This window comes from Synechococcus sp. BMK-MC-1 (genome assembly GCF_014279955.1).
Lineage (GTDB): Bacteria > Cyanobacteriota > Cyanobacteriia > PCC-6307 > Cyanobiaceae > Synechococcus_C.
This window is the reverse complement of sequence record NZ_CP047939.1, coordinates 570,538-589,438: the sequence shown is the minus strand read 5'-3', so window position 1 is coordinate 589,438 and position 18,901 is coordinate 570,538. Positions and strand designations below refer to the sequence as shown.

General features: G+C 57.3%; 16 protein-coding genes, 3 tRNA genes and 2 rRNA genes. 9 read left to right on the top strand and 12 right to left on the bottom strand.

The window, feature by feature from the left end; all coding sequences use genetic code 11:
• Positions 1–77 precede the first annotated feature (77 nt).
• The 4 genes from SynBMKMC1_RS03120 to SynBMKMC1_RS03105 all read right to left on the bottom strand — a co-directional run bounded on the left by SynBMKMC1_RS03120 (position 78) and on the right by SynBMKMC1_RS03105 (position 5,208).
• A 23S ribosomal RNA gene (locus SynBMKMC1_RS03120) occupies positions 78–2,943 on the bottom strand.
• Positions 2,944–3,383: 440 nt separating this feature from the next.
• Positions 3,384–3,456 (bottom strand) — tRNA-Ala (locus tag SynBMKMC1_RS03115).
• A gap of 9 nt (positions 3,457–3,465) precedes the next feature.
• Positions 3,466–3,539: transfer RNA gene (locus SynBMKMC1_RS03110), tRNA-Ile, on the bottom strand.
• A gap of 185 nt (positions 3,540–3,724) precedes the next feature.
• Positions 3,725–5,208 (bottom strand): 16S ribosomal RNA (locus SynBMKMC1_RS03105).
• Together the 16S and 23S rRNA genes with 2 tRNA genes alongside form the textbook arrangement of a ribosomal RNA operon.
• 675 nt (positions 5,209–5,883) lie before the next feature.
• Between SynBMKMC1_RS03105 and SynBMKMC1_RS03100 the strand changes: the two genes are divergently transcribed.
• The gene (locus tag SynBMKMC1_RS03100; RefSeq protein ID WP_011932448.1) at positions 5,884–7,380 is read left to right on the top strand and encodes a glycoside hydrolase 100 family protein; all 1,497 of its coding nucleotides are present in this window, start codon (positions 5,884–5,886) and stop codon (positions 7,378–7,380) included.
• On the opposite strand, the gene SynBMKMC1_RS03095 is transcribed toward SynBMKMC1_RS03100, so the two are convergent.
• The 3 genes from SynBMKMC1_RS03095 to petB form a co-directional block, all read right to left on the bottom strand.
• The gene (locus SynBMKMC1_RS03095) at positions 7,359–8,555 is read right to left on the bottom strand and encodes an SLC13 family permease (protein ID WP_186472668.1); all 1,197 of its coding nucleotides are present in this window, start codon (positions 8,553–8,555) and stop codon (positions 7,359–7,361) included. The genes SynBMKMC1_RS03100 and SynBMKMC1_RS03095 overlap by 22 nt on opposite strands.
• 132 nt (positions 8,556–8,687) lie before the next feature.
• A complete protein-coding gene (gene petD / locus SynBMKMC1_RS03090) occupies positions 8,688–9,170 on the bottom strand; it encodes a cytochrome b6-f complex subunit IV (RefSeq protein WP_011932446.1) in 483 nt (160 codons plus the stop codon).
• Positions 9,171–9,244: 74 nt separating this feature from the next.
• The gene (gene petB, locus SynBMKMC1_RS03085) at positions 9,245–9,901 is read right to left on the bottom strand and encodes a cytochrome b6 (RefSeq protein WP_006042106.1); all 657 of its coding nucleotides are present in this window, start codon (positions 9,899–9,901) and stop codon (positions 9,245–9,247) included.
• Positions 9,902–9,968: 67 nt separating this feature from the next.
• On the opposite strand from petB, the gene ctpZ reads away from it, so the two are divergent.
• The 7 genes from ctpZ to SynBMKMC1_RS03050 all read left to right on the top strand — a co-directional run bounded on the left by ctpZ (position 9,969) and on the right by SynBMKMC1_RS03050 (position 14,716).
• A complete protein-coding gene (gene ctpZ / locus SynBMKMC1_RS03080) occupies positions 9,969–11,264 on the top strand; it encodes a carboxyl-terminal processing protease CtpZ (RefSeq protein WP_370593930.1) in 1,296 nt (431 codons plus the stop codon).
• Positions 11,264–12,526 carry an HD domain-containing protein gene (locus SynBMKMC1_RS03075; RefSeq protein WP_011932444.1) on the top strand — a complete coding sequence of 421 codons (1,263 nt, stop codon included), beginning with the start codon at positions 11,264–11,266 and terminating at the stop codon, positions 12,524–12,526. The genes ctpZ and SynBMKMC1_RS03075 overlap by 1 nt, the downstream gene beginning before the upstream one ends.
• A gap of 9 nt (positions 12,527–12,535) precedes the next feature.
• Positions 12,536–13,237: a septum site-determining protein MinC gene (gene minC / locus SynBMKMC1_RS03070; protein WP_186472666.1), complete on the top strand. Its 702-nt coding sequence runs from the start codon at positions 12,536–12,538 to the stop codon at positions 13,235–13,237.
• Positions 13,238–13,270: 33 nt separating this feature from the next.
• Positions 13,271–14,086, top strand: a complete 816-nt coding sequence (minD, locus tag SynBMKMC1_RS03065; protein WP_186472665.1) for a septum site-determining protein MinD — start codon at positions 13,271–13,273, stop codon at positions 14,084–14,086.
• Between the two features lie 5 nt (positions 14,087–14,091).
• The gene (minE, locus tag SynBMKMC1_RS03060) at positions 14,092–14,373 is read left to right on the top strand and encodes a cell division topological specificity factor MinE (protein ID WP_011932441.1); all 282 of its coding nucleotides are present in this window, start codon (positions 14,092–14,094) and stop codon (positions 14,371–14,373) included.
• A gap of 35 nt (positions 14,374–14,408) precedes the next feature.
• Positions 14,409–14,654, top strand: a complete 246-nt coding sequence (locus SynBMKMC1_RS03055) for a response regulator transcription factor (RefSeq protein ID WP_186472664.1) — start codon at positions 14,409–14,411, stop codon at positions 14,652–14,654.
• A tRNA-Thr gene (locus SynBMKMC1_RS03050) sits at positions 14,645–14,716 on the top strand. Before SynBMKMC1_RS03055 ends, SynBMKMC1_RS03050 begins: the two co-directional genes overlap by 10 nt.
• Positions 14,717–14,734: 18 nt before the next feature.
• Here SynBMKMC1_RS03050 and SynBMKMC1_RS03045 read toward each other — a convergent pair.
• The 5 genes from SynBMKMC1_RS03045 to SynBMKMC1_RS03025 form a co-directional block, all read right to left on the bottom strand.
• A complete protein-coding gene (locus SynBMKMC1_RS03045; RefSeq protein ID WP_011932439.1) occupies positions 14,735–14,899 on the bottom strand; it encodes a hypothetical protein in 165 nt (54 codons plus the stop codon).
• A 4-nt stretch (positions 14,900–14,903) separates the two neighbouring features.
• The gene (locus SynBMKMC1_RS03040; protein ID WP_011932438.1) at positions 14,904–15,503 is read right to left on the bottom strand and encodes an L-threonylcarbamoyladenylate synthase; all 600 of its coding nucleotides are present in this window, start codon (positions 15,501–15,503) and stop codon (positions 14,904–14,906) included.
• A gap of 20 nt (positions 15,504–15,523) precedes the next feature.
• On the bottom strand, positions 15,524–16,423 hold the full coding sequence (gene prmC, locus SynBMKMC1_RS03035; RefSeq protein WP_186472663.1) for a peptide chain release factor N(5)-glutamine methyltransferase: 900 nt from the start codon (positions 16,421–16,423) through the stop codon (positions 15,524–15,526).
• 9 nt (positions 16,424–16,432) lie between these two features.
• Entirely contained in the window at positions 16,433–17,464 is a 1,032-nt protein-coding gene (locus SynBMKMC1_RS03030) for a DNA-processing protein DprA (RefSeq protein WP_255486271.1), read from the bottom strand.
• Between the two features lie 86 nt (positions 17,465–17,550).
• Positions 17,551–17,997 (bottom strand): thioesterase family protein, encoded by a 447-nt coding sequence (locus tag SynBMKMC1_RS03025; protein WP_186472661.1) that lies wholly within the window; start codon positions 17,995–17,997, stop codon positions 17,551–17,553.
• Between the two features lie 52 nt (positions 17,998–18,049).
• Here SynBMKMC1_RS03025 and SynBMKMC1_RS03020 point away from each other — a divergent pair, with 52 nt between their 5' ends.
• Positions 18,050–18,898 carry a universal stress protein gene (locus SynBMKMC1_RS03020; protein ID WP_186472660.1) on the top strand — a complete coding sequence of 283 codons (849 nt, stop codon included), beginning with the start codon at positions 18,050–18,052 and terminating at the stop codon, positions 18,896–18,898.
• Positions 18,899–18,901: the final 3 nt, after the last annotated feature.

Here is an 18,901-nt window from a genome sequence, read left to right as displayed (position 1 = left end):
TAGGTCATCATCTTCAACAATCGCTGATGATGATGGTCTAGATCGAATAAAACTTGCCTCAGACAAGAGCCAAATCAATGGTCAAGCCCTCGGTCTATTAGTACTCCTCCGCTGCATCCATTACTGGACTTCGACGTAGAGCCTATCAACGGGTGTTCTTCCCGTGACCTTACTGGGTTACCCCATGGGAATACTCATCTTGAGGTGGGCTTCCCACTTAGATGCTTTCAGCGGTTATCCACTCCGCACATGGCTACCCAGCGTTTACCGTTGGCACGATAACTGGTACACCAGAGGTGCGTTCCTCCCGGTCCTCTCGTACTAGGGAGAAATCCTCTCAATATTCCTACGCATACACCGGATATGGACCGAACTGTCTCACGACGTTCTGAACCCAGCTCGCGTACCGCTTTAATGGGCGAACAGCCCAACCCTTGGGACCGACTTCAGCCCCAGGTTGCGATGAGCCGACATCGAGGTGCCAAACCTCCCCGTCGATGTGAACTCTTGGGGGAGATCAGCCTGTTATCCCTAGAGTAACTTTTATCCGTTGAGCGACGGCCCTTCCACTCAGAACCGTCGGATCACTAAAGCCGACTTTCGTCCCTGTTCGACTTGTAGGTCTCACAGTCAAGCTTCCTTCTGCTTTTGCACTCGTCGGCTGATTTCCAACCAGCCTGAGGAAACCTTTGCGCGCCTCCGTTACCTTTTAGGAGGCGACCGCCCCAGTCAAACTGCCCACCTGATACTGTCCGCTCCCCGGATAACGGGTGAACGTTAGAACCCTAGCTCTGAAAGAGTGGTATCTCACCATTGACTCACCAGCACCCGCAAGCACTGCTTCAACGTCTCCCACCTATCCTGCGCATTCAGAGCCCGGGCACAATACCAAGCTACAGTAAAGCTTCATAGGGTCTTTCTGTCCGGGTGTATGTAGTCCGCATCTTCACAGACAATTCTATTTCGCCGAGCCTCTCTCCGAGACAGCGCCCTGATCGTTACGCCTTTCGTGCGGGTCGGAACTTACCCGACAAGGAATTTCGCTACCTTAGGACCGTTATAGTTACGGCCGCCGTTCACCGGGGCTTCAGTCGCCAGCTTCGCTTACGCTGACCGGCTTCCTTAACCTTCCGGCACTGGGCAGGCGTCAGCCCCCATACATCGTCTTGCGACTTAGCGGAGACCTGTGTTTTTGGTAAACAGTCGCCAGGGCCTCTTCACTGCGACCACCTTGCGGTGGCACCCCTTCTCCCGAAGTTACGGGGCCATTTTGCCGAGTTCCTTAGAGAGAGTTACCTCGCGCACCTCGGTATTCTCTACCACCCCACCTGTGTCGGTTTCGGGTACTGGCAGTTATGCCTTAACGGGTATAGAGCTTTTCTTGGAAGCATGACATCACCAACTTCGCTGCCGTAGCAGCTCGTACTCACGCCTCAGCTCGGAACGTTTTCGCCGCTCCTCAACGCCTCGAACGCTTGAACCAGTAACCAACATCTGGCTTGGCTAGCCTTCTCCGTCCCTCTTCCCAAAACATAACCGGTACAGGAATGTTGACCTGTTATCCATCGACTACGCCTTTCGGCCTCGCCTTAGGTCCAGACTAACCCTCCGCGGACGAGCCTGCCGGAGGAACCCTTAGGGTTTCGGTGCATGGGATTCTCACCCATGTTTTCGCTACTCAAGCCGACATTCTCACTTCTATGCAGTCCACGCCCGCTCACGCTAACGCTTCGCCCCACATAGAACGCTCCCCTACCATAAATCCGCAGCTTCGGTACAACACTTAGCCCCGTTCATTTTCGGCGCAGGATCGCTCGACCAGTGAGCTATTACGCACTCCTTTGAGGATGGCTGCTTCTAGGCAAACCTCCTGGTTGTCTGGGCAATCCCACCTCCTTTATCACTTAGTGTTGATTTGGGGACCTTAACTGGCGGTCTGGGCTGTTTCCCTCTCGACCATGGAGCTTATCCCCCACAGTCTGACTGCCTCGCTACACACAGGGTATTCAGAGTTCATCTCGATTTGGTACCGCTCTCGCAGCCCGCACCGAAATGGTGGCTTTACCCCCCTGCTGGAGCACGAGACGCTACGCCTCAACGTATTTCGGGGAGAACCAGCTAGCTCCGGGTTCGATTGGCATTTCACCCCTAACCACAGCTCATCCGCTGATTTTTCAACATCAGTCGGTTCGGACCTCCACTTGGTATCACCCAAGCTTCATCCTGGCCATGGTTAGATCACCCGGGTTCGGGTCTATAAACACTGACAAACGCCCTATTCAGACTCGCTTTCGCTATGGCTCCACCATTTCCGGTTTAACCCGCCAGTGCCTATAAGTCGCCGGCTCATTCTTCAACAGGCACACGGTCACCCTATGAGTAGGGCTCCCATTGCTTGTAAGCTCACGGTTTCATGTTCTATTTCACTCCCCTCCCGGGGTTCTTTTCACCTTTCCCTCGCGGTACTGTTTCGCTATCGGTCACACAGGAGTACTTAGCCTTACGAGGTGGTCCTCGCGGATTCACACGGAATTTCACGTGCTCCGTGCTACTCGGGATACAGCTAGGTCAGTTCAGTTTTCGTGTACGGGGCTTTCACCCTCTGTGGCGTGTCTTTCAAACACTTCCACTAACATTCCTGATCCACGTTGCTGTCCCACAACCCCGACAGTCGAAACTATCGGTTTAGGCTCTTCCCCGTTCGCTCGCCGCTACTTAGGGAGTCGTTTTTACTTTCCTTTCCTCCAGCTACTAAGATGTTTCAGTTCGCTGGGTTGGCTCGCGCCAGCCTATGGATTCAGCTGGCCGTACTAGGGGTTGCCCCATTCGGAAATTCCCGGATCAAAGCGTGTTTCCAGCTCCCCGAGACTTATCGCAGGTAACCACGTCCTTCATCGCCTCTGTGTGCCAAGGTATCCGCCGTGAGCTCTTTGTAGCTTGACCATATAATCTCCAACACGCTTGCTGTCGTTGAAACAGATTCTCCCTGATTCATTGCTGAATCAAGAATCAAACTCGCAATTGCTCGACACAATTGAAAGAACGTGATGGAGTCTCGGCTCTTGCTCGATAGAATTTGCAACTCTCCTTCTCCATCATCCTTTCGGATCACAGAAAAGAATCATCGCATCATCCATGAGATGCTTTATTCTTTCCAGACTTACCTATGCAGTTGTCAAGGTTCTGCTAGAACTTCAAATCAATTGATCAATTGCTTGATCAACTCATTTGAGCCCAGCATCTTATCAACCAAAGTCAACAAGTAAACTTTTTACTTGTCTTTGGAATGACAGGAAGCTGGGGTCTTCCAGCGGACACATCTAAATCACACTCCAATCGAGCTCAACTCCAACATCTTGGAGATGGGGATACAGTTCGGTCAGTGGAGGTTAGGAGACTCGAACTCCTGACATCCTGCTTGCAAAGCAGGCGCTCTACCAACTGAGCTAAACCCCCAACACCGAATGGGCCATCCTGGACTTGAACCAGGGACCTCACCCTTATCAGGGGTGCGCTCTAACCACCTGAGCTAATGGCCCAGGAGTCTCATCCCTTGTGGGGTGTGACCTAGACAAAGTTTAGGAACTAAGAATTTCCACCATCCTCACCTGCATCGCTGCAAATTTGATGGCTTCAAAGCTGAGGTACCGATCGACCTAAGGTGACAGGATTTCGGCCTAAGAATAAAAGTACTCAGGCATCAAAATCGTTGTTTGTCTCCCTGTTAGGAGGTGATCCAGCCGCACCTTCCGGTACGGCTACCTTGTTACGACTTCACCCCAGTCATCAGCCCCACCTTCGACGTCCTCCTCCCGAGGGTTGGAGTAACGGCTTCGGGCGTGGCCAACTTCCATGGTGTGACGGGCGGTGTGTACAAGGCCCGGGAACGTATTCACCGCAGTATGCTGACCTGCGATTACTAGCGATTCCTCCTTCACGTAGGCGAGTTGCAGCCTACGATCTGAACTGAGCCACGGTTTATGAGATTTGCTTGTCCTCGCGAACTTGCTGCTCTTTGTCCGTAGCATTGTAGTACGTGTGTAGCCCAGGATGTAAGGGGCATGATGACTTGACGTCATCCACACCTTCCTCCGGTTTATCACCGGCGGTCTCTCTAGAGTGCCCAACTAAATGCTGGCAACTAAAGACGTGGGTTGCGCTCGTTGCGGGACTTAACCCAACATCTCACGACACGAGCTGACGACAGCCATGCACCACCTGTCACTGCGTTCCCGAAGGCACCCTCTCGTTTCCAAGAGGTTCGCAGGATGTCAAACCCTGGTAAGGTTCTTCGCGTTGCATCGAATTAAACCACATACTCCACCGCTTGTGCGGGCCCCCGTCAATTCCTTTGAGTTTCACACTTGCGTGCGTACTCCCCAGGCGGAACACTTAACGCGTTGGCTACGACACCGAGGGGGTCGATTCCCCCGACACCTAGTGTTCATCGTTTACGGCCAGGACTACAGGGGTATCTAATCCCTTTCGCTCCCCTGGCTTTCGTCCATGAGCGTCAGTTATGGCCCAGCAGAGCGCCTTCGCCACTGGTGTTCTTCCCGATATCTACGCATTTCACCGCTACACCGGGAATTCCCTCTGCCCCTACCACACTCAAGCCCAACAGTTTCCACTGCCATGATGGAGTTAAGCTCCACTTTTTAACAGCAGACTTGAAGGGCCGCCTGCGGACGCTTTACGCCCAATAATTCCGGATAACGCTTGCCACTCCCGTATTACCGCGGCTGCTGGCACGGAATTAGCCGTGGCTTATTCCTCAAGTACCGTCAGATCTTCTTCCTTGAGAAAAGAGGTTTACAGCCCAGAGGCCTTCATCCCTCACGCGGCGTTGCTCCGTCAGGCTTTCGCCCATTGCGGAAAATTCCCCACTGCTGCCTCCCGTAGGAGTCTGGGCCGTGTCTCAGTCCCAGTGTGGCTGATCATCCTCTCAGACCAGCTACTGATCGATGCCTTGGTGAGCTCTTACCTCACCAACTAGCTAATCAGACGCGGGCTCATCCTCAGGCGAAATTCATTTCACCTCTCGGCATATGGGGTATTAGCGGCCGTTTCCAGCCGTTATCCCCCTCCTGAGGGCAGATTCCCACGCGTTACTCACCCGTCCGCCACTAACCCGAAGGTTCGTTCGACTTGCATGTGTTAAGCACGCCGCCAGCGTTCATCCTGAGCCAGGATCAAACTCTCCGTTGTAGATCATTTCCTCTTAGACGCTCTCACGTCCTCAAAATGATTTGCGTCACCCATTGCTCAGATAACCTCGCAATAGTTGAGGCCTCCTTCCGCTGACACAGAAAGGGTTCTTAAGAGTGCACTTCTAGATTTCTCTATCAATGACTTTCCAGGATCTCAGATCCGGTTGTTGCTCCACACTGCGCACACCGACAACTCAAAAGCTCGTGAAAACTCTCAAGTTGCAAGCGCAATGCTTCTCTGCAACGAATAATTGTTGACGGGACCTCACACCTTCATCGCTCTTTCATTCATCACTAACAACTCAACTTCTCAGTTGATTCATCAGCAACAAACGCGATGAAAGCGTCAGTTCCTAAACTTTTCAGTTGTCCAGGTTCTGCCGTCGCGCCCCCTTCAGGAGCGGTTGGCGGTGCGGCCTCGCGACCGCTTGAGAAACTTACAACACCGTGGGATCGCTCCCTCTTGGCTTGTAAGCACTCCTGAACACATCAAGCTCTCGCTTTCCTTGTTCAGAAGCTGCGCTTCGGGCCTCAGCCCCCCGCGCAGTCCATAACCATAACACCACACACCCCCCTTCACGCAACTACCAAACTCTCAGGGCATCTCAAGACTTGCTTCCACTGGCGAGAACAGGAGTCATCACTAGGTTTCGGGGATCTCCGGAGGAGAACCATGGCCGGACGGTTCAGCCAGCAGAACCAACGGGTGCGCCCGAGTTCCAAAGAGGATCAGGTCGTTCTGAAAGCCCGTGAGCATTTCGAGCGCACGCTGATTCCTGTGCGCGGACACCTCGCCGGAAGCGTCGCAGCCCTGGAACACCCACGACACGACGAAGCGCTCAACTACGGCGAGATCTTCCTGCGCGACAACGTGCCGGTGATGGTTTACCTGCTCACGCAGAAGCGCTTCGACGTCGTCAAGCAGTTTCTGAGTCTCTGCCTCGATCTCCAAAGCACCACGTATCAGACCCGAGGGGTTTTCCCCACAAGCTTTGTCGAAGAGAACGGTCAACTGATTGCCGACTATGGGCAGCGCTCCATTGGTCGCATCACATCTGTTGACGCAAGCCTTTGGTGGCCCGTGCTGTGCTGGATGTACGTGAAATCCAGTGGGGACGAGGACTTTGCCTCCAGCCAAGCGGTTCAGCGCGGCGTGCAACTGCTGCTCGACCTCGTGCTGCACCCGACCTTTGAAGGCACACCCGTTCTGTTCGTACCCGACTGTGCCTTCATGATTGACCGTCCGATGGACGTTTGGGGAGCGCCGCTTGAAGTGGAAGTTCTCCTTTATGGATCACTGCGCTGCTGTGCCCAGCTGATGGAGCTGGGGCGAAAGCACCAAAGCAGCCGACTGCTGGATCAACGGCTCGTTCTGACCCGGCAATGGGTTCATGACCTGCGGCAGTTTCTGCTCAAGCATTACTGGGTCACCAGCAAAACCATGCAGGTGCTGAGACGCCGGCCTACGGAGCAGTACGGAGACAACCAGCACCAAAACGAATTCAATGTTCAGCCTCAGGTGATTCCTGACTGGCTGCAGGACTGGCTTGAAAACCGCGGTGGGTACCTGATCGGAAACATGCGCACAGGCCGACCCGACTTCCGTTTTTACAGTCTTGGCAACTCACTGGGCTGTTTGTTCGGACTGCTCACGGCACCGCAACAGCGCGCCCTGTTCCGACTGACGCTGCACAACCGTGATCACCTGATGGCCGAAATGCCGATGCGCATCTGCCATCCCCCGATGGAAAGCCTGGAATGGCAGAACAAAACCGGGTCTGACCCCAAAAACTGGCCCTGGAGCTACCACAACGGTGGACACTGGCCCAGCCTTCTCTGGTTTTTCGGCAGTTCCATCCTGTTGCATGAGCGCCGCCACCCCCATGCTGATGTGTTGCTCATGGGGCAGATGAAAGCCTTGCTCGAAGAGTGCTACTGGAGTCATCTCAACCAGTTGCCGCGTCAACAGTGGGCTGAATACTTCGATGGTCCAACGGGCACCTGGGTCGGACAGCAATCAAGGACCTATCAGACCTGGACCATCGTTGGCTTTCTACTCCTCCATCATTTTTTACGGGTTAATCCCGATGATGTTCTCTTGCTCGACCTCGATGAGGGAGCTGTTCCGGATCCGGACTCGCACGAGAGTCAGACAAGCCACAACCCATAAACCGCCAGACAAGCCAAGCCCAGTGGGAGCCCAATCAGCGTGAATTCAATGATTGAGAACGCCTTGCTGCCCCGTTGCTCAGCCGACTGAAGAATGATGATATTGCTGGCTGCGCCAAACACGGACAACGTCCCCGCGGCTGTACTGCCAGACGCCAAAGCCAAAAGCTGGGCAGGGCTCTCGGGCCCTTGATTCAAGAGCGGAAGATAAAGCTCAACCAAAGGAACGTTGGACATCAACTGGCTGACCACGCTGCTGATCAGAACAATCTGTGGAATGCCGCGCACATCAACATGTGTGCGCTCAAGCAGGGACTGAAACACCCCGGAGTTCCAGACTGCCTGAGTCAGCACAAACAATCCCACAAAAAAGAGGAGCGTGCTCCAGTCCATGCGTTGGAGCGTGCTCAGTCGTCGACTCAACAGAAGCACTGGCGCACCGGCAATAAGTCCGATCACCGCGAAGGGCAAATCAAACAGACCACCAGCGCGAATCAAAACCAGCTTGAGACCGATGCCCAACAGCAGAAGCGCCAATCCAGCCCAACAGAGGCGTGAAAGAGCGCGATCCACAGGCCCAGTGGTGACAGGGATCACCCGATGATTGGCTAACTGGCGCCCAAAGCGGATCCACAGCACGAGGAGCACCAAACCCAGGCACAAAAGGGTTGGCCAAAACAATCCACCAAGAAACGTCTCAAAGGGGCGATTCAAATCACCCTGGGTGGCAATGAGCAGATTCTGGGGATTGCCGATCGGACTCATCACACTGCCGATCGATAGGGCGTAAGCAAACGCCAACAGGAACGGTTGGCTCGGCAATTGGTTGTGTGTGGTGAGTGCAAGCAACAAGGGGACACCAAGAATCGCCGCCGTGTCGTTGGTTAACAGCGAGGCGCTCAAACCACCGACCACCACCACCAACACGAGCAAAAGTGAAGCCGTCTGGGCACGCCCCCAAACGAAGGTCCCCAGCTGCGCAAGCGTGCCGCTGTCTTCAAGTGCCTGAGAGAGAACAAAAACACCGAAGAGATAGAGGATCACATCCAGATTGATCGCCTTGAAAGCATTGAACAGACTGATCTCGCCACTCACGATCACCAGCACGGCACCCAGTGCCATCAACACTGAAATCGATGGGAGCCCTGGGATGAACCCACGCAGGAAGATCGCCAAGAAGACCAAGATCAAGATGACAAGCGCTAAACCAGGCATCTGAAGCAACCGATCAAACCCAGACAGTGATCGCACTCACAAAAAAAACCCGGTCTTGGACCGGGCTTAAAATGAATGCAATCGTTAATGGGATCAGAAGAGTCCCAGAGTGAGTGATTTGTCGATGGGGAGAGCAGCACCGATGCCGAGATAGATCGTGGTGACGGTTCCGAAGAGAAACACAGCCATGGCCACTGGACGGCGGAACGGATTCTGGAACTTGTTGAAGCTCTCGATGAAGGGAACAAGCATCAGACCCAGAGGAATCAGAGTCTGCAAAGCGATCCCAAGCAGCTTGTTGGGAACAACGCGCAGGATCTGGAAGACCGGGTAGAGATACCACTCAGGAAGAATTTCCAGAGGAGTGGCAAAGGGATCAGCCTTATCGCCCAGCATTGCTGGGTCAAGAACCGCGAGACCCACCACACAAGCGATGGTTCCGAGGATGACGACAGGGAAGATGTAGAGGAGATCATTCGGCCAAGCCGGCTCTCCGTAGTAGTTGTGCCCCATGCCCTTGGCGAGCTTGGCACGCATCTTGGGATCAGAAAGATCCGGCTTCTTGAGAATGTGCATGGATCAGCTGGAGATGAAAAGACCTTAGACAGACCTGAATTTTCTGATCAAGAGCAATCAGAGACTGAAACGGATCACAACGGACCGGAAATGCCCTGCTTCCGGATCATCAGGAAGTGCATGAGCATGAACACCGCGAGCAACCAGGGCATCACGAAGGTATGGAGGCTGTAGAAGCGAGTGAGCGTTGATTGCCCAACACTCTCACCACCACGCAGAAGCTCGACCATGAAGTCTCCCACCACTGGAATGGCAGCTGGCACACCAGACACGATTTTCACGGCCCAGTAACCAACTTGATCCCAAGGGAGGGAATAGCCGGTGACTCCAAAAGACACAGTGATCACAGCCATCGTCACACCGGTGACCCAGGTGAGCTCACGAGGACGTTTGAAGCCTCCGGTGAGATAGACCCGAAACACGTGAAGAATCAGCATCAGCACCATCATTGAGGCGCTCCAGCGATGCACCGAGCGGATCAACCAACCGAAGCTCACGTCAGTCATCAAATACTGAACAGAGCTGTAAGCCTCGGCAACGGTGGGCTTGTAGTAGAAGGTCATCGCGAACCCAGTAGCGAACTGGATCAGGAAGCAAACCAACGTGATGCCACCCAGGCAATAAAAAATGTTGACGTGCGGGGGCACGTACTTGCTGCTGATGTCGTCAGCAATGTCCTGGATTTCAAGACGTTCCTGGAACCAGTCGTAGACGGGTGAGGAGTTCGCCATGCAATTGCGAGCTTGGATTGCGAGAGTCTACCGGCGACACTTTGGTGGAGGCGCGAGAATGAGGCCAATGTTGCCGACTGTTAACAGCATGACAGAACGATTGCAGCGCCTTGCATCTGGGTTATTCATCGGCATCCTGGTCACCCTGCTCTGTGTGCCTCAGGCCCTCGCCCTCAACGACGCGCAGCAGCTGGTGGTGGAGAGCTGGCGTCTTGTGAATCAGAGCTATGTCGACCCCGAAGTGTTCGACACGATCCGCTGGAAGCGGCTGCGTCAGAAAGCCCTGGAAAACACCATCGAAACCAGTGAGCAGGCGTACAGCGCGATCGAAACCATGCTGCTGCCTCTGAATGACCCCTACACACGCTTGCTAAGGCCTGAGGACTACACGGTGATGAAAGCCAGCAATGAAGGAAGTCTCAGTGGCGTGGGCTTGCAGCTCGGACATCCAGCGAACGGAGACTCCATCGTCGTGATTGCCCCACTCGAGGGCTCACCGGCGGCCGATGCCGGCGTTGTGAGCGGGACAGAGATCCTTGAAGTGGATGGCGAACGGGTCGAGGCTCTTGGGCTCGAAGCGACCGCAGCGCGTCTTCGGGGAGCCGTGGGCAGCCAGGTGTTGGTGACATTGGTGCCCCCCCAGGGCCAACCCGAAGAGATCAGCCTGGAACGACGAACCATTGACCTGCGGCCTGTGAGAACACGCCGCCTGCGCAGCGATGCGCACACCCTTGGCTACCTGCGCATCACGCAGTTCAGTGAAGGCGTTCCTGCTCAGGTGAGGGAAGCGCTTGAGGAGCTTTCTGACAAGAACGTTGAGGGGCTCGTGCTCGATCTCCGCAACAACTCCGGGGGGTTGGTGAGTGCAGGTCTGGCTGTGGCTGATGTGTTCCTAGATCAGGAGCCGATCGTGGAAACACGCAATCGCGACGGCATTGCCGACCCCATTCAGGCTGGCGCTGGGGAGCTGTACAGCGGGCCCATGGTGACCCTGGTCAACAGTGGAACCGCAAGCGCCAGCGAAATCCTCGCTGGCGCACTCCAGGACGATGATCGTTCCCTACTGCTTGGCGACAAAACCTTCGGCAAGGGACTGATTCAGACCCTCACGAACCTGAGCGATGGCAGCGGTCTCGCTGTCACGGTGGCGGGTTACCTCACCCCGAGCGGACGGGATATCCAAGGGCAGGGCATCCAACCGGATCGGATTTTGGACCAACCGGAGCCGCTCAACCCCGGGGGAGATGGCGATCGCTGGCTGAATGACGCCGAGCGGGTGCTTCAGGCGCTGATCGAACAAGACCATCCAGGCGATCAGTCCCAGCCGTTGGAGAGCACGGACCTGGCACCGGACCCGACCTAATGGCATCCCGGACGTACCACGACCCGTTGCATCGAGGCATCAGCCTCGATGCAAGCGATCCAGCGGAAGCCATGGTGCTCTCGCTCGTGGATTCAGCGCCGTTCCAACGCTTGCGCCGAATTCGGCAGCTCGGGCCTGCGTTTCTCACCTTCCATGGAGCCGAATCAAGCCGATTCACCCATTCCCTTGGGGTGTTTTCCATTGCCCGGCGGGCGATGGAAAAGCTCAAAAGGCAGGATCCAGCCCTCGAGCAGCAACGGGGTGTTCTTTATGGCGCCGCCCTGCTGCACGACTTGGGACATGCCCCGCTGAGCCACACCGGGGAAGAGATGTTCGGCACCCACCACGAGCAGTGGTCGGCACGGGTGATCAGGGAGCATGCTCAGATTCGAGATTCTCTGGAGCACTACGCGCCAGGGACCGCTGATGCAGTGGCGGATCTCCTCGAACGTGGTCAGGCGGAACGGGGGGTGATCAAATCCCTGGTCAGCAGCCAGCTGGATTGTGATCGTCTCGACTATCTGCTGAGGGACAGCTACAGCACGGGCGCCCGCTATGGGCAGCTTGACCTCGACCGCATTCTTGCGGCCATGACCCTTGCTCCTGACGGAGAGCTGGCCATTCATCCCAAGGGATTGATGGCCGTGGAGCACTACTTGGTGGTTCGCAACCTGATGTATCGCAGCGTTTACAACCACCGCTTGAACGTGATGTGCAACTGGCTGCTGGAGCGCCTCATTCAAGAAGCGCGCCATCTCGGCCCCGATCACGTCTGGGCGGACTCCACCATGCGTCGTTGGCTGTGGGGGTGCGAACGGCTTGATCTTGAGACCTACCTCGCCAATGACGACCTGCGCGTCGGCTATCACCTACAGCGCTGGCAAGCCGAAGCGCCCGCCCCCCTGGCAAGCCTGTGCGATCGCTTTCTCAATCGCCGGCTGCTCAAAGCGCTGGATGTGAGCTCACTGCAAACCTCCGATCGACTGGAACTGCTTGCTGCTGCACAGACGATGTCGGAATCAGCCGGACTTGACCCCAGCTACTGCTGCGGGCTTCGACAGCATCAGCTCCACGGCTACCACCCCTACAGGGGAGGTCTACGGCTCTGGGATGGACATAACCTTCAGGCCCTTGAACAGGAGTCGGCACTCGTGAACAGCCTGGCCACACCGGCAGAATCGGCCTGGTTGATCCACCCCCCAGACATCGCCGCCGAACTCAAGGCAACGATGAGACGAGAAGTTCGCCTTTCTCAGGGGTAACGTCTTGCCATGAATGCTGCGTCCCCTGCTCGGGCCCGACGTGTCTTGATCCTGCCACCCCAGCGCAGCTGTGACTGGCGTCAGTGGCTCCCTGATCAACGTGAGTTTCTAGCGGCAGGATCCGTTGACCTCCACTTGGGTGACTGGTCGATGGGTTGTCGAGAGCTCACTGAACTCATGGATGCGCTTGCACGCGAGGGTTACACGGTGCAGCAGGTCATCACCCACTGCGCCACAACACAGATCGGAGCCGCTGCTCTTGGTTTTCCGAGCAGCCACAGGCCAATTCAGGAATCCGGAAAGGACAACGGAGACACCGACAGCACCGACAGGCGCGGAGATCTGAGAATTCACAGGGGAACGCTTCGAGCCGGGGATCAGTTCAGCAGCGAGGGGCATGCGCTGATCATCGGCGATGTGAACCCAGGAGCCTCGGTCACAGCCAACGGAGATGTTTACGTTTGGGGTCGCTTGCGCGGACGCGCCCATGCCGGGGCCGCCGGATCTCCGTCGGCTCGGATCATCGCGTTGCAGCTGAGGCCGTTGCAGCTGCGCATCGCCGATCTTGTGGCCCGTGGGCCCGAGGAACCTCCATGGCCCGGACAGGCGGAGCAGGCTTGCATTCGCGATGGGGACATCGCCATCGAACCGGCCCAGCCTCCCTTCCTGGATGATCAAACGAATCAGCGGAAAAGTTTTTCAGCCGGTTGAAGCCATTAATGTGGCCGCACCAAACGGGACCCCGTGACGATTTCGCGAACGATCCTGATCTGCTCAGGCAAAGGCGGCGTTGGCAAAACGACGCTGACCGCCAATCTCGGCATCGCCCTCGCCAGGCAGGGTGCACGCACGGTGGTGCTTGATGCTGATTTCGGACTGCGCAACCTTGACCTGTTGCTCGGCCTGGAAAACCGGATCGTGTACACAGCTCAGGAAGTGCTGGCAGAAACGTGCCGCCTGGACCAGGCCTTGGTGAAGCACAAGCAGGAGTCGAATCTCGCCCTGCTGCCCGCCGGCAACCCACGGATGCTCGAGTGGTTGAAGCCCGAGGACATGCAGGCCATCGTCAGCATGCTGTCTGAACGGTTCGACTACGTCCTGATCGATTGTCCTGCTGGAATCGAAGACGGGTTCAAGAATGCTGCGGCGGCCGCCAAGGAGGCGATCGTGATCACCACTCCCGAAGTCTCTGCGGTGCGGGATGCTGACCGCGTCATCGGTCTGTTGAACACGCGGGGGGTCACCCCGGTGCAGCTCGTTCTCAATCGGGTGCGCCCTCGGATGATGGCGAACCAAGAGATGCTTGCTGTCGACGATGTCACCGACATCCTTGCTCTCCCTTTGCTGGGACTGGTGCTCGAGGATGAGCAAGTGATCGTGAGCACGAACCGCGGTGAACCACTCACTCTCAACGGCAGCGCCTCTCCTGCAGCGAAGGCCTACACCCACATTGCGCGTCGCCTGCAAGGTGAGGACGTGCCACTGATGGATCCCGCACGGGAAGGGCGAACAGGACTGCGTGCCAAGGTTCGCCGACTGATGCAAACCAAGATCTTCTGAACGCCATGACTCTTCAGGACCTTCTGGATCGAATTCTTGGTCGCCAGCCGGCCAGTGCCACCACGGCCAGGGAACGCCTTCAGCTTGTGCTGGCTCACGATCGCAGCGATCTGAGCCCAGAGCTGCTGGATCAGATGCGCCGGGAAATTTTCGAGGTTGTAGCCAAATACGTGGATATCGACCTGGAAGAGGGTGATGTCACGCTTGAGACGGAAGATCGTGTCACCGCGCTTGTGGCCAATCTGCCGATCAGACGATCCATGGCCTCTTCAAAACCTGGCAGTTGAACCGTGGAACCCTCGCAACAGCGAGACCCAACGGAATGGCCCATTCAGCCAAGCTCACCCAGGCCGAGATCAATGTGATTCAGCTTCTGAGCCACGGCATGAGCAACAAAGCCATGGCTCAAACCTCGATGGTCAGCATCCGAACCATCGAGAGTCATGTCAGCCATGCGCTCATGAAAACAGGCTGCCGCTCTCGCTTGGAACTGGTTCTTTGGTGGCAGAAGCAAACAAGAGCGCTCCATGGCCAACCCATCAGTAAACTTCCCCCCATGCCGGCTTAGCTCAGTGGTAGAGCAGCGCTTTTGTAAAGCGAAGGCCGTCGGTTCAAATCCGTCAGCCGGCTTCGACGAAAGAACACAACTCAGGCGCGATCACGGTGGCCGGCCAGAAGCCACAGTCCCGTCAGTGCAAACAGCCAAGGCAGCACGTTGAGCTCGAACACCGGCGTGAGGAGACGAATCACCGGCTCGAGAAGCCAGTGAAAAGCCGTCTGGAGAAACAGCACAACCGCTATCAGCCAGATCATCGCGTTAAGCGCTGCCGTCTGGAACCATCACAGCGCCCTGACGAAGCATCTGCCAGCACCCCGGAGACGTCCATTTCAAAACGGTGCTGGCCAAACCCGAAGGTTGGGGCCAAGGCAAAGGACCGAGCAGGGGCAGACCGGAGAACGCCGCGGCCGCCTGCTCAGCGCTGCAACTGGGAGGAGCACCGGATCGATTGGCGCTCGTAGTGGCCAAAGGACCGCTCCGGGCCAGCAGAGATCGGGTCGCTGCACAAGCAGGAATCCTCATACCAAGGGAGTCTTGGCCGGGATTGAGGTGATTCACCAACGCCCCCGCCGCAGGCAGAACCAGCGTGAGCGGGCCCGGCCAATAACGCTCGGCTAGGGGAAGAGCATCCAGCTTGGCGATGTGCGTGGTGAGGTCGAGGAGCTCGACAGCCTCAGCTGCCATCAGGATCAACGGTTTGTCCTGGGGACGTTGTTTCAACGTCCAGATCTGAGCGGCTGAGGACGGAGTACAGGCCAACGCCGGCAGCGTATCCGTCGGCAAAAGTGCAGCGCCCCCGCCGCGGAGGTAATCCGCAATCTGATCCACTGCCATCAGTCGTTCACCCAGAGGCGTCATGACCATCGCCTGGAAAGACCTCACCTTCGCAAGGGACGCCGCGCCAAGGCGAAACGCATCACGCCCTGAAGGTCAGGACGGGCCTGAAGAGACTCGAGGCCTGCATCGCGCAGCAGCACCAAAACAGCTTCGCTCTGGTCATGGTGATGCTCCAGCAAGAGCCATCCCCCTGGAGCCAGAGCCCTCGGGGCGCCAGAAATAAGAGCCCGGCAACAGTCCAGCCCGTCATCACCACCTGAGAGGGCGAGATGGGGTTCATGATCGCGAACCACCGGCTCGAGCCCCTGCACCTGAACACGAGGAATGTACGGAGGGTTCGAAACCACCAGGTGCACGGTGCCCCACCAGGGCTCCAGGGGCTCCCACCAGCTGCCCTGATGCAACGTCCAGCAAGGCGAAGGCGCGAGTGATCGGAGATTGGCTCGCGCCAGTTCAAGAGCCTCGGCGCTGAGATCAACGGCATGCCCCTCCCAACCAGGCAAGGATCGGGCGAGCGCGACCGCTATAGCGCCGCTGCCAGTGCCGAGATCAGCCCAGACTCCAGCCTGAGGAAGAGCCTCTGACTCAGAGGGCTTCAGGCACTGCAAGGCCAGATCAATCAGCAGTTCAGTCTCCTGGCGCGGAATCAACGCAGCGGGGCTGACCTGCAACTCCACATCTCGCCATGGACACCGTCCCACCAGATGCTGAAGGGGAACGTGTTCGGTGACATGTCGATGCCACAACAACTCCAGGTCATGGAGGGATGCGGCGAGATGAACGGTTGATTCCGGCAGGATACGCAGCTTTTGCAAAGCCGCCCAGCCGAGATCGCCGCGCATCATCAGCAGCCAGTCAAAATCAACAGCGCGGCCTCCTTGCATGAGCAGGGATTGGCGCCAGGCCAGCAGGTCTTGCGCGGAACAACGCGTTGTTGGCATGGGCAAAACCTAGAGGGAGCGCCAGCGCAGGCCGGGCATCGGTGTGACCACTCCATCCAGCTCTAACTGCATCAACTGCTGCGCGATGTGCTGAGGATCGTCCTGAAGACTCCTCGCCATCTGCTCGAGAGTGGCTCCGTTGTCGACTTGCTGGAGCAGCTTCACCGTCGACGGTGTTCGTGGCATCGGCCTGCCCACCGAGTCCGGAGAGGGGACGGGGCCGCTTCCCAGCGCATGGATGAATGCGCTGAGATCAACCAGAGCGGACGCTTGCCGTTGCAGGAATGCATTGCTGCCCTGTGCGGAGTGACGCATCGCATCGCCTGGAACCACCCAGAGCGGAAGTCCCATCGACTGGGCGATGGCCGCGGAATGCAGCGCACCACTGCTCTTGGGACATTCAACGATCACCACAGCCCTGGCAACAGCCACCAGCAACCGATTCCTAAGGGCAAAGGTTGATCGTTGAACCCTGGCATCATCCCTGAGCTCAGTGAACAGAAGACCGGTTTCTGCGACAGACATCTGCAGGCCGCGATGCTCCTGGGGATAGACCCGATGCAATGGAGTACCGAGGACTCCAACGGGCACACCCTTGGCTTGCACACAGGCCCGATGAACGGCCGCATCAATGCCTTCAGCCAGCCCACTCACCACCGGCCATCCAGCCGAAGCGAGAGACCGCCCGAGCGCCTCGGCCATGCGCACTCCATGCACCGACGGCCGACGGGTCCCGATGACCGCAACAGCCTGACGCCTCGAGAGCAGGGGCCAAAGATCACGGCGACCACACCATTGCAGCGAAAGAGGCGGACGATCCAGATCGCTCAGGGACGCTGGCCAGAGTGGGTCCATCGGCAGCAGAACATGATCTGGAACCGAGGCACTACCTGGTGATCGCCACGATTGGCGATAGTGCGCCAGCGAGTCAAGCAATGAATCGGGCCAGCCAAGAGCCTCGTGAAACCTGGAGAGAGGCCAATCCCAGAGATCGCCCAATCCACAGGCCAGCTCGCAAGACAAATCGGCGAGCTGCCGCATCCGCGTGAAACCGATCCCGGGACAGCCCGACCAAACCCACCACCACGAACGGTCCAACACCGGCAACCAGTACACATGTATTGATTTCAGTCGGCTGCCTTGCGGCCTGTCAAGACCTCAAAAACCTCCGCCACCTCCTCTGGTGGATGGCGCAGCACCCTCCGAGCGCGCCCCACCTTCACAAGCGCCAAGTCCACCCTTGCTTCCACCGCGCAAACCCCCGCGCGAACAACACGCGTTGTCCACGGCCAGCGCACACCATGGCGAGGCTGCGGCCACGACTCAAGCAGAACCTCATCCCCGAGCCGCAAGGCCTCCCGATAGCGAATCTCAAGGCGCACCACTGGCATTTCCAGCCCAAGCGCCACGAACCGCTCGTAAGGGAAGCCAATGGCGCTGAGCGCCTCAATCCTGGCCTCCTCCAGCCAGGCCACATAACCTCCGTGCCACATCACGCCACCATGATCCGTGTGCTGCGGAAGAACTCGCTTCGCGAGACGAAAGGGATTCGCCGTAACGCTCTCATTCACCATCGAAAAGCCTTCGCAAAACAGCCATAGGCTGCTGCATGTCTGAAGCAATGCAGTGTTCAAGAACCTGTTGATCGCCGACTCCGGCAAAGGCCACGTGGAAGAAATGGTCCGCATGCTGCGCGACCTACCGGCTTTTCAGACAGCGAGAGTGAACTTGCTGCATGTGGTGTCTGAACAGAGCAAGGACGATTCAGATCAGCACTGGACCAAAGCCGGCAGCCTTCTGGCCAAGGCCGTTGACAACCTGGGCCTCAACCCAGGCGACGTGAACTCAATCATTCGTCAAGGGGACGCCAAACAGACCGTTCTCAAGGTGGCTGACGAGCTCGATGCTGATCTGATCGTGATGGGCTCCCGCGGCCTGGGACGCCTGCAGTCGATTCTCGCCAATAGCGCCAGTCAGTACGTTTTTCAGTTGTCCACCCGGCCCATGCTCCTGGTGCGCGACGACCTTTACGTCAGGCATATCAATCGCGTTTTGGTGACGATCGACGGCACTGGCGTTGGGGACGACGCCCTGAAGCTGGCCTGCGACATGGTGAAGGACATCCCTGGCGGACAACTCACTGGCGTGCACGTATCACGCACAGAACGCACCCCATCGCGCGGCGGAGCGGGGACCAGCGACAGCCTGCTGGAACGGGCTGTACAGAGAGCGCGCATGCTTGGTGTCACCCTCAACCCGCTCCACGTCACAGACGCCGATGTCGGGAAAGGGGTTTGTCAAGCTGCCGAGACAATCAAAGCGGATCTTGTCGTGCTCGCCTCGCAAGATCGACGCCCGCTGGTGGCGAGGGGCCTGGTTGACCTCGACAAGCTTCTCGGGGGATCAGTGAGTGACTACATCAGGGTGCATGCTCCAGCACCGGTACTGCTCGTTCGCGAACCCGAGCAGCGCTAAGCC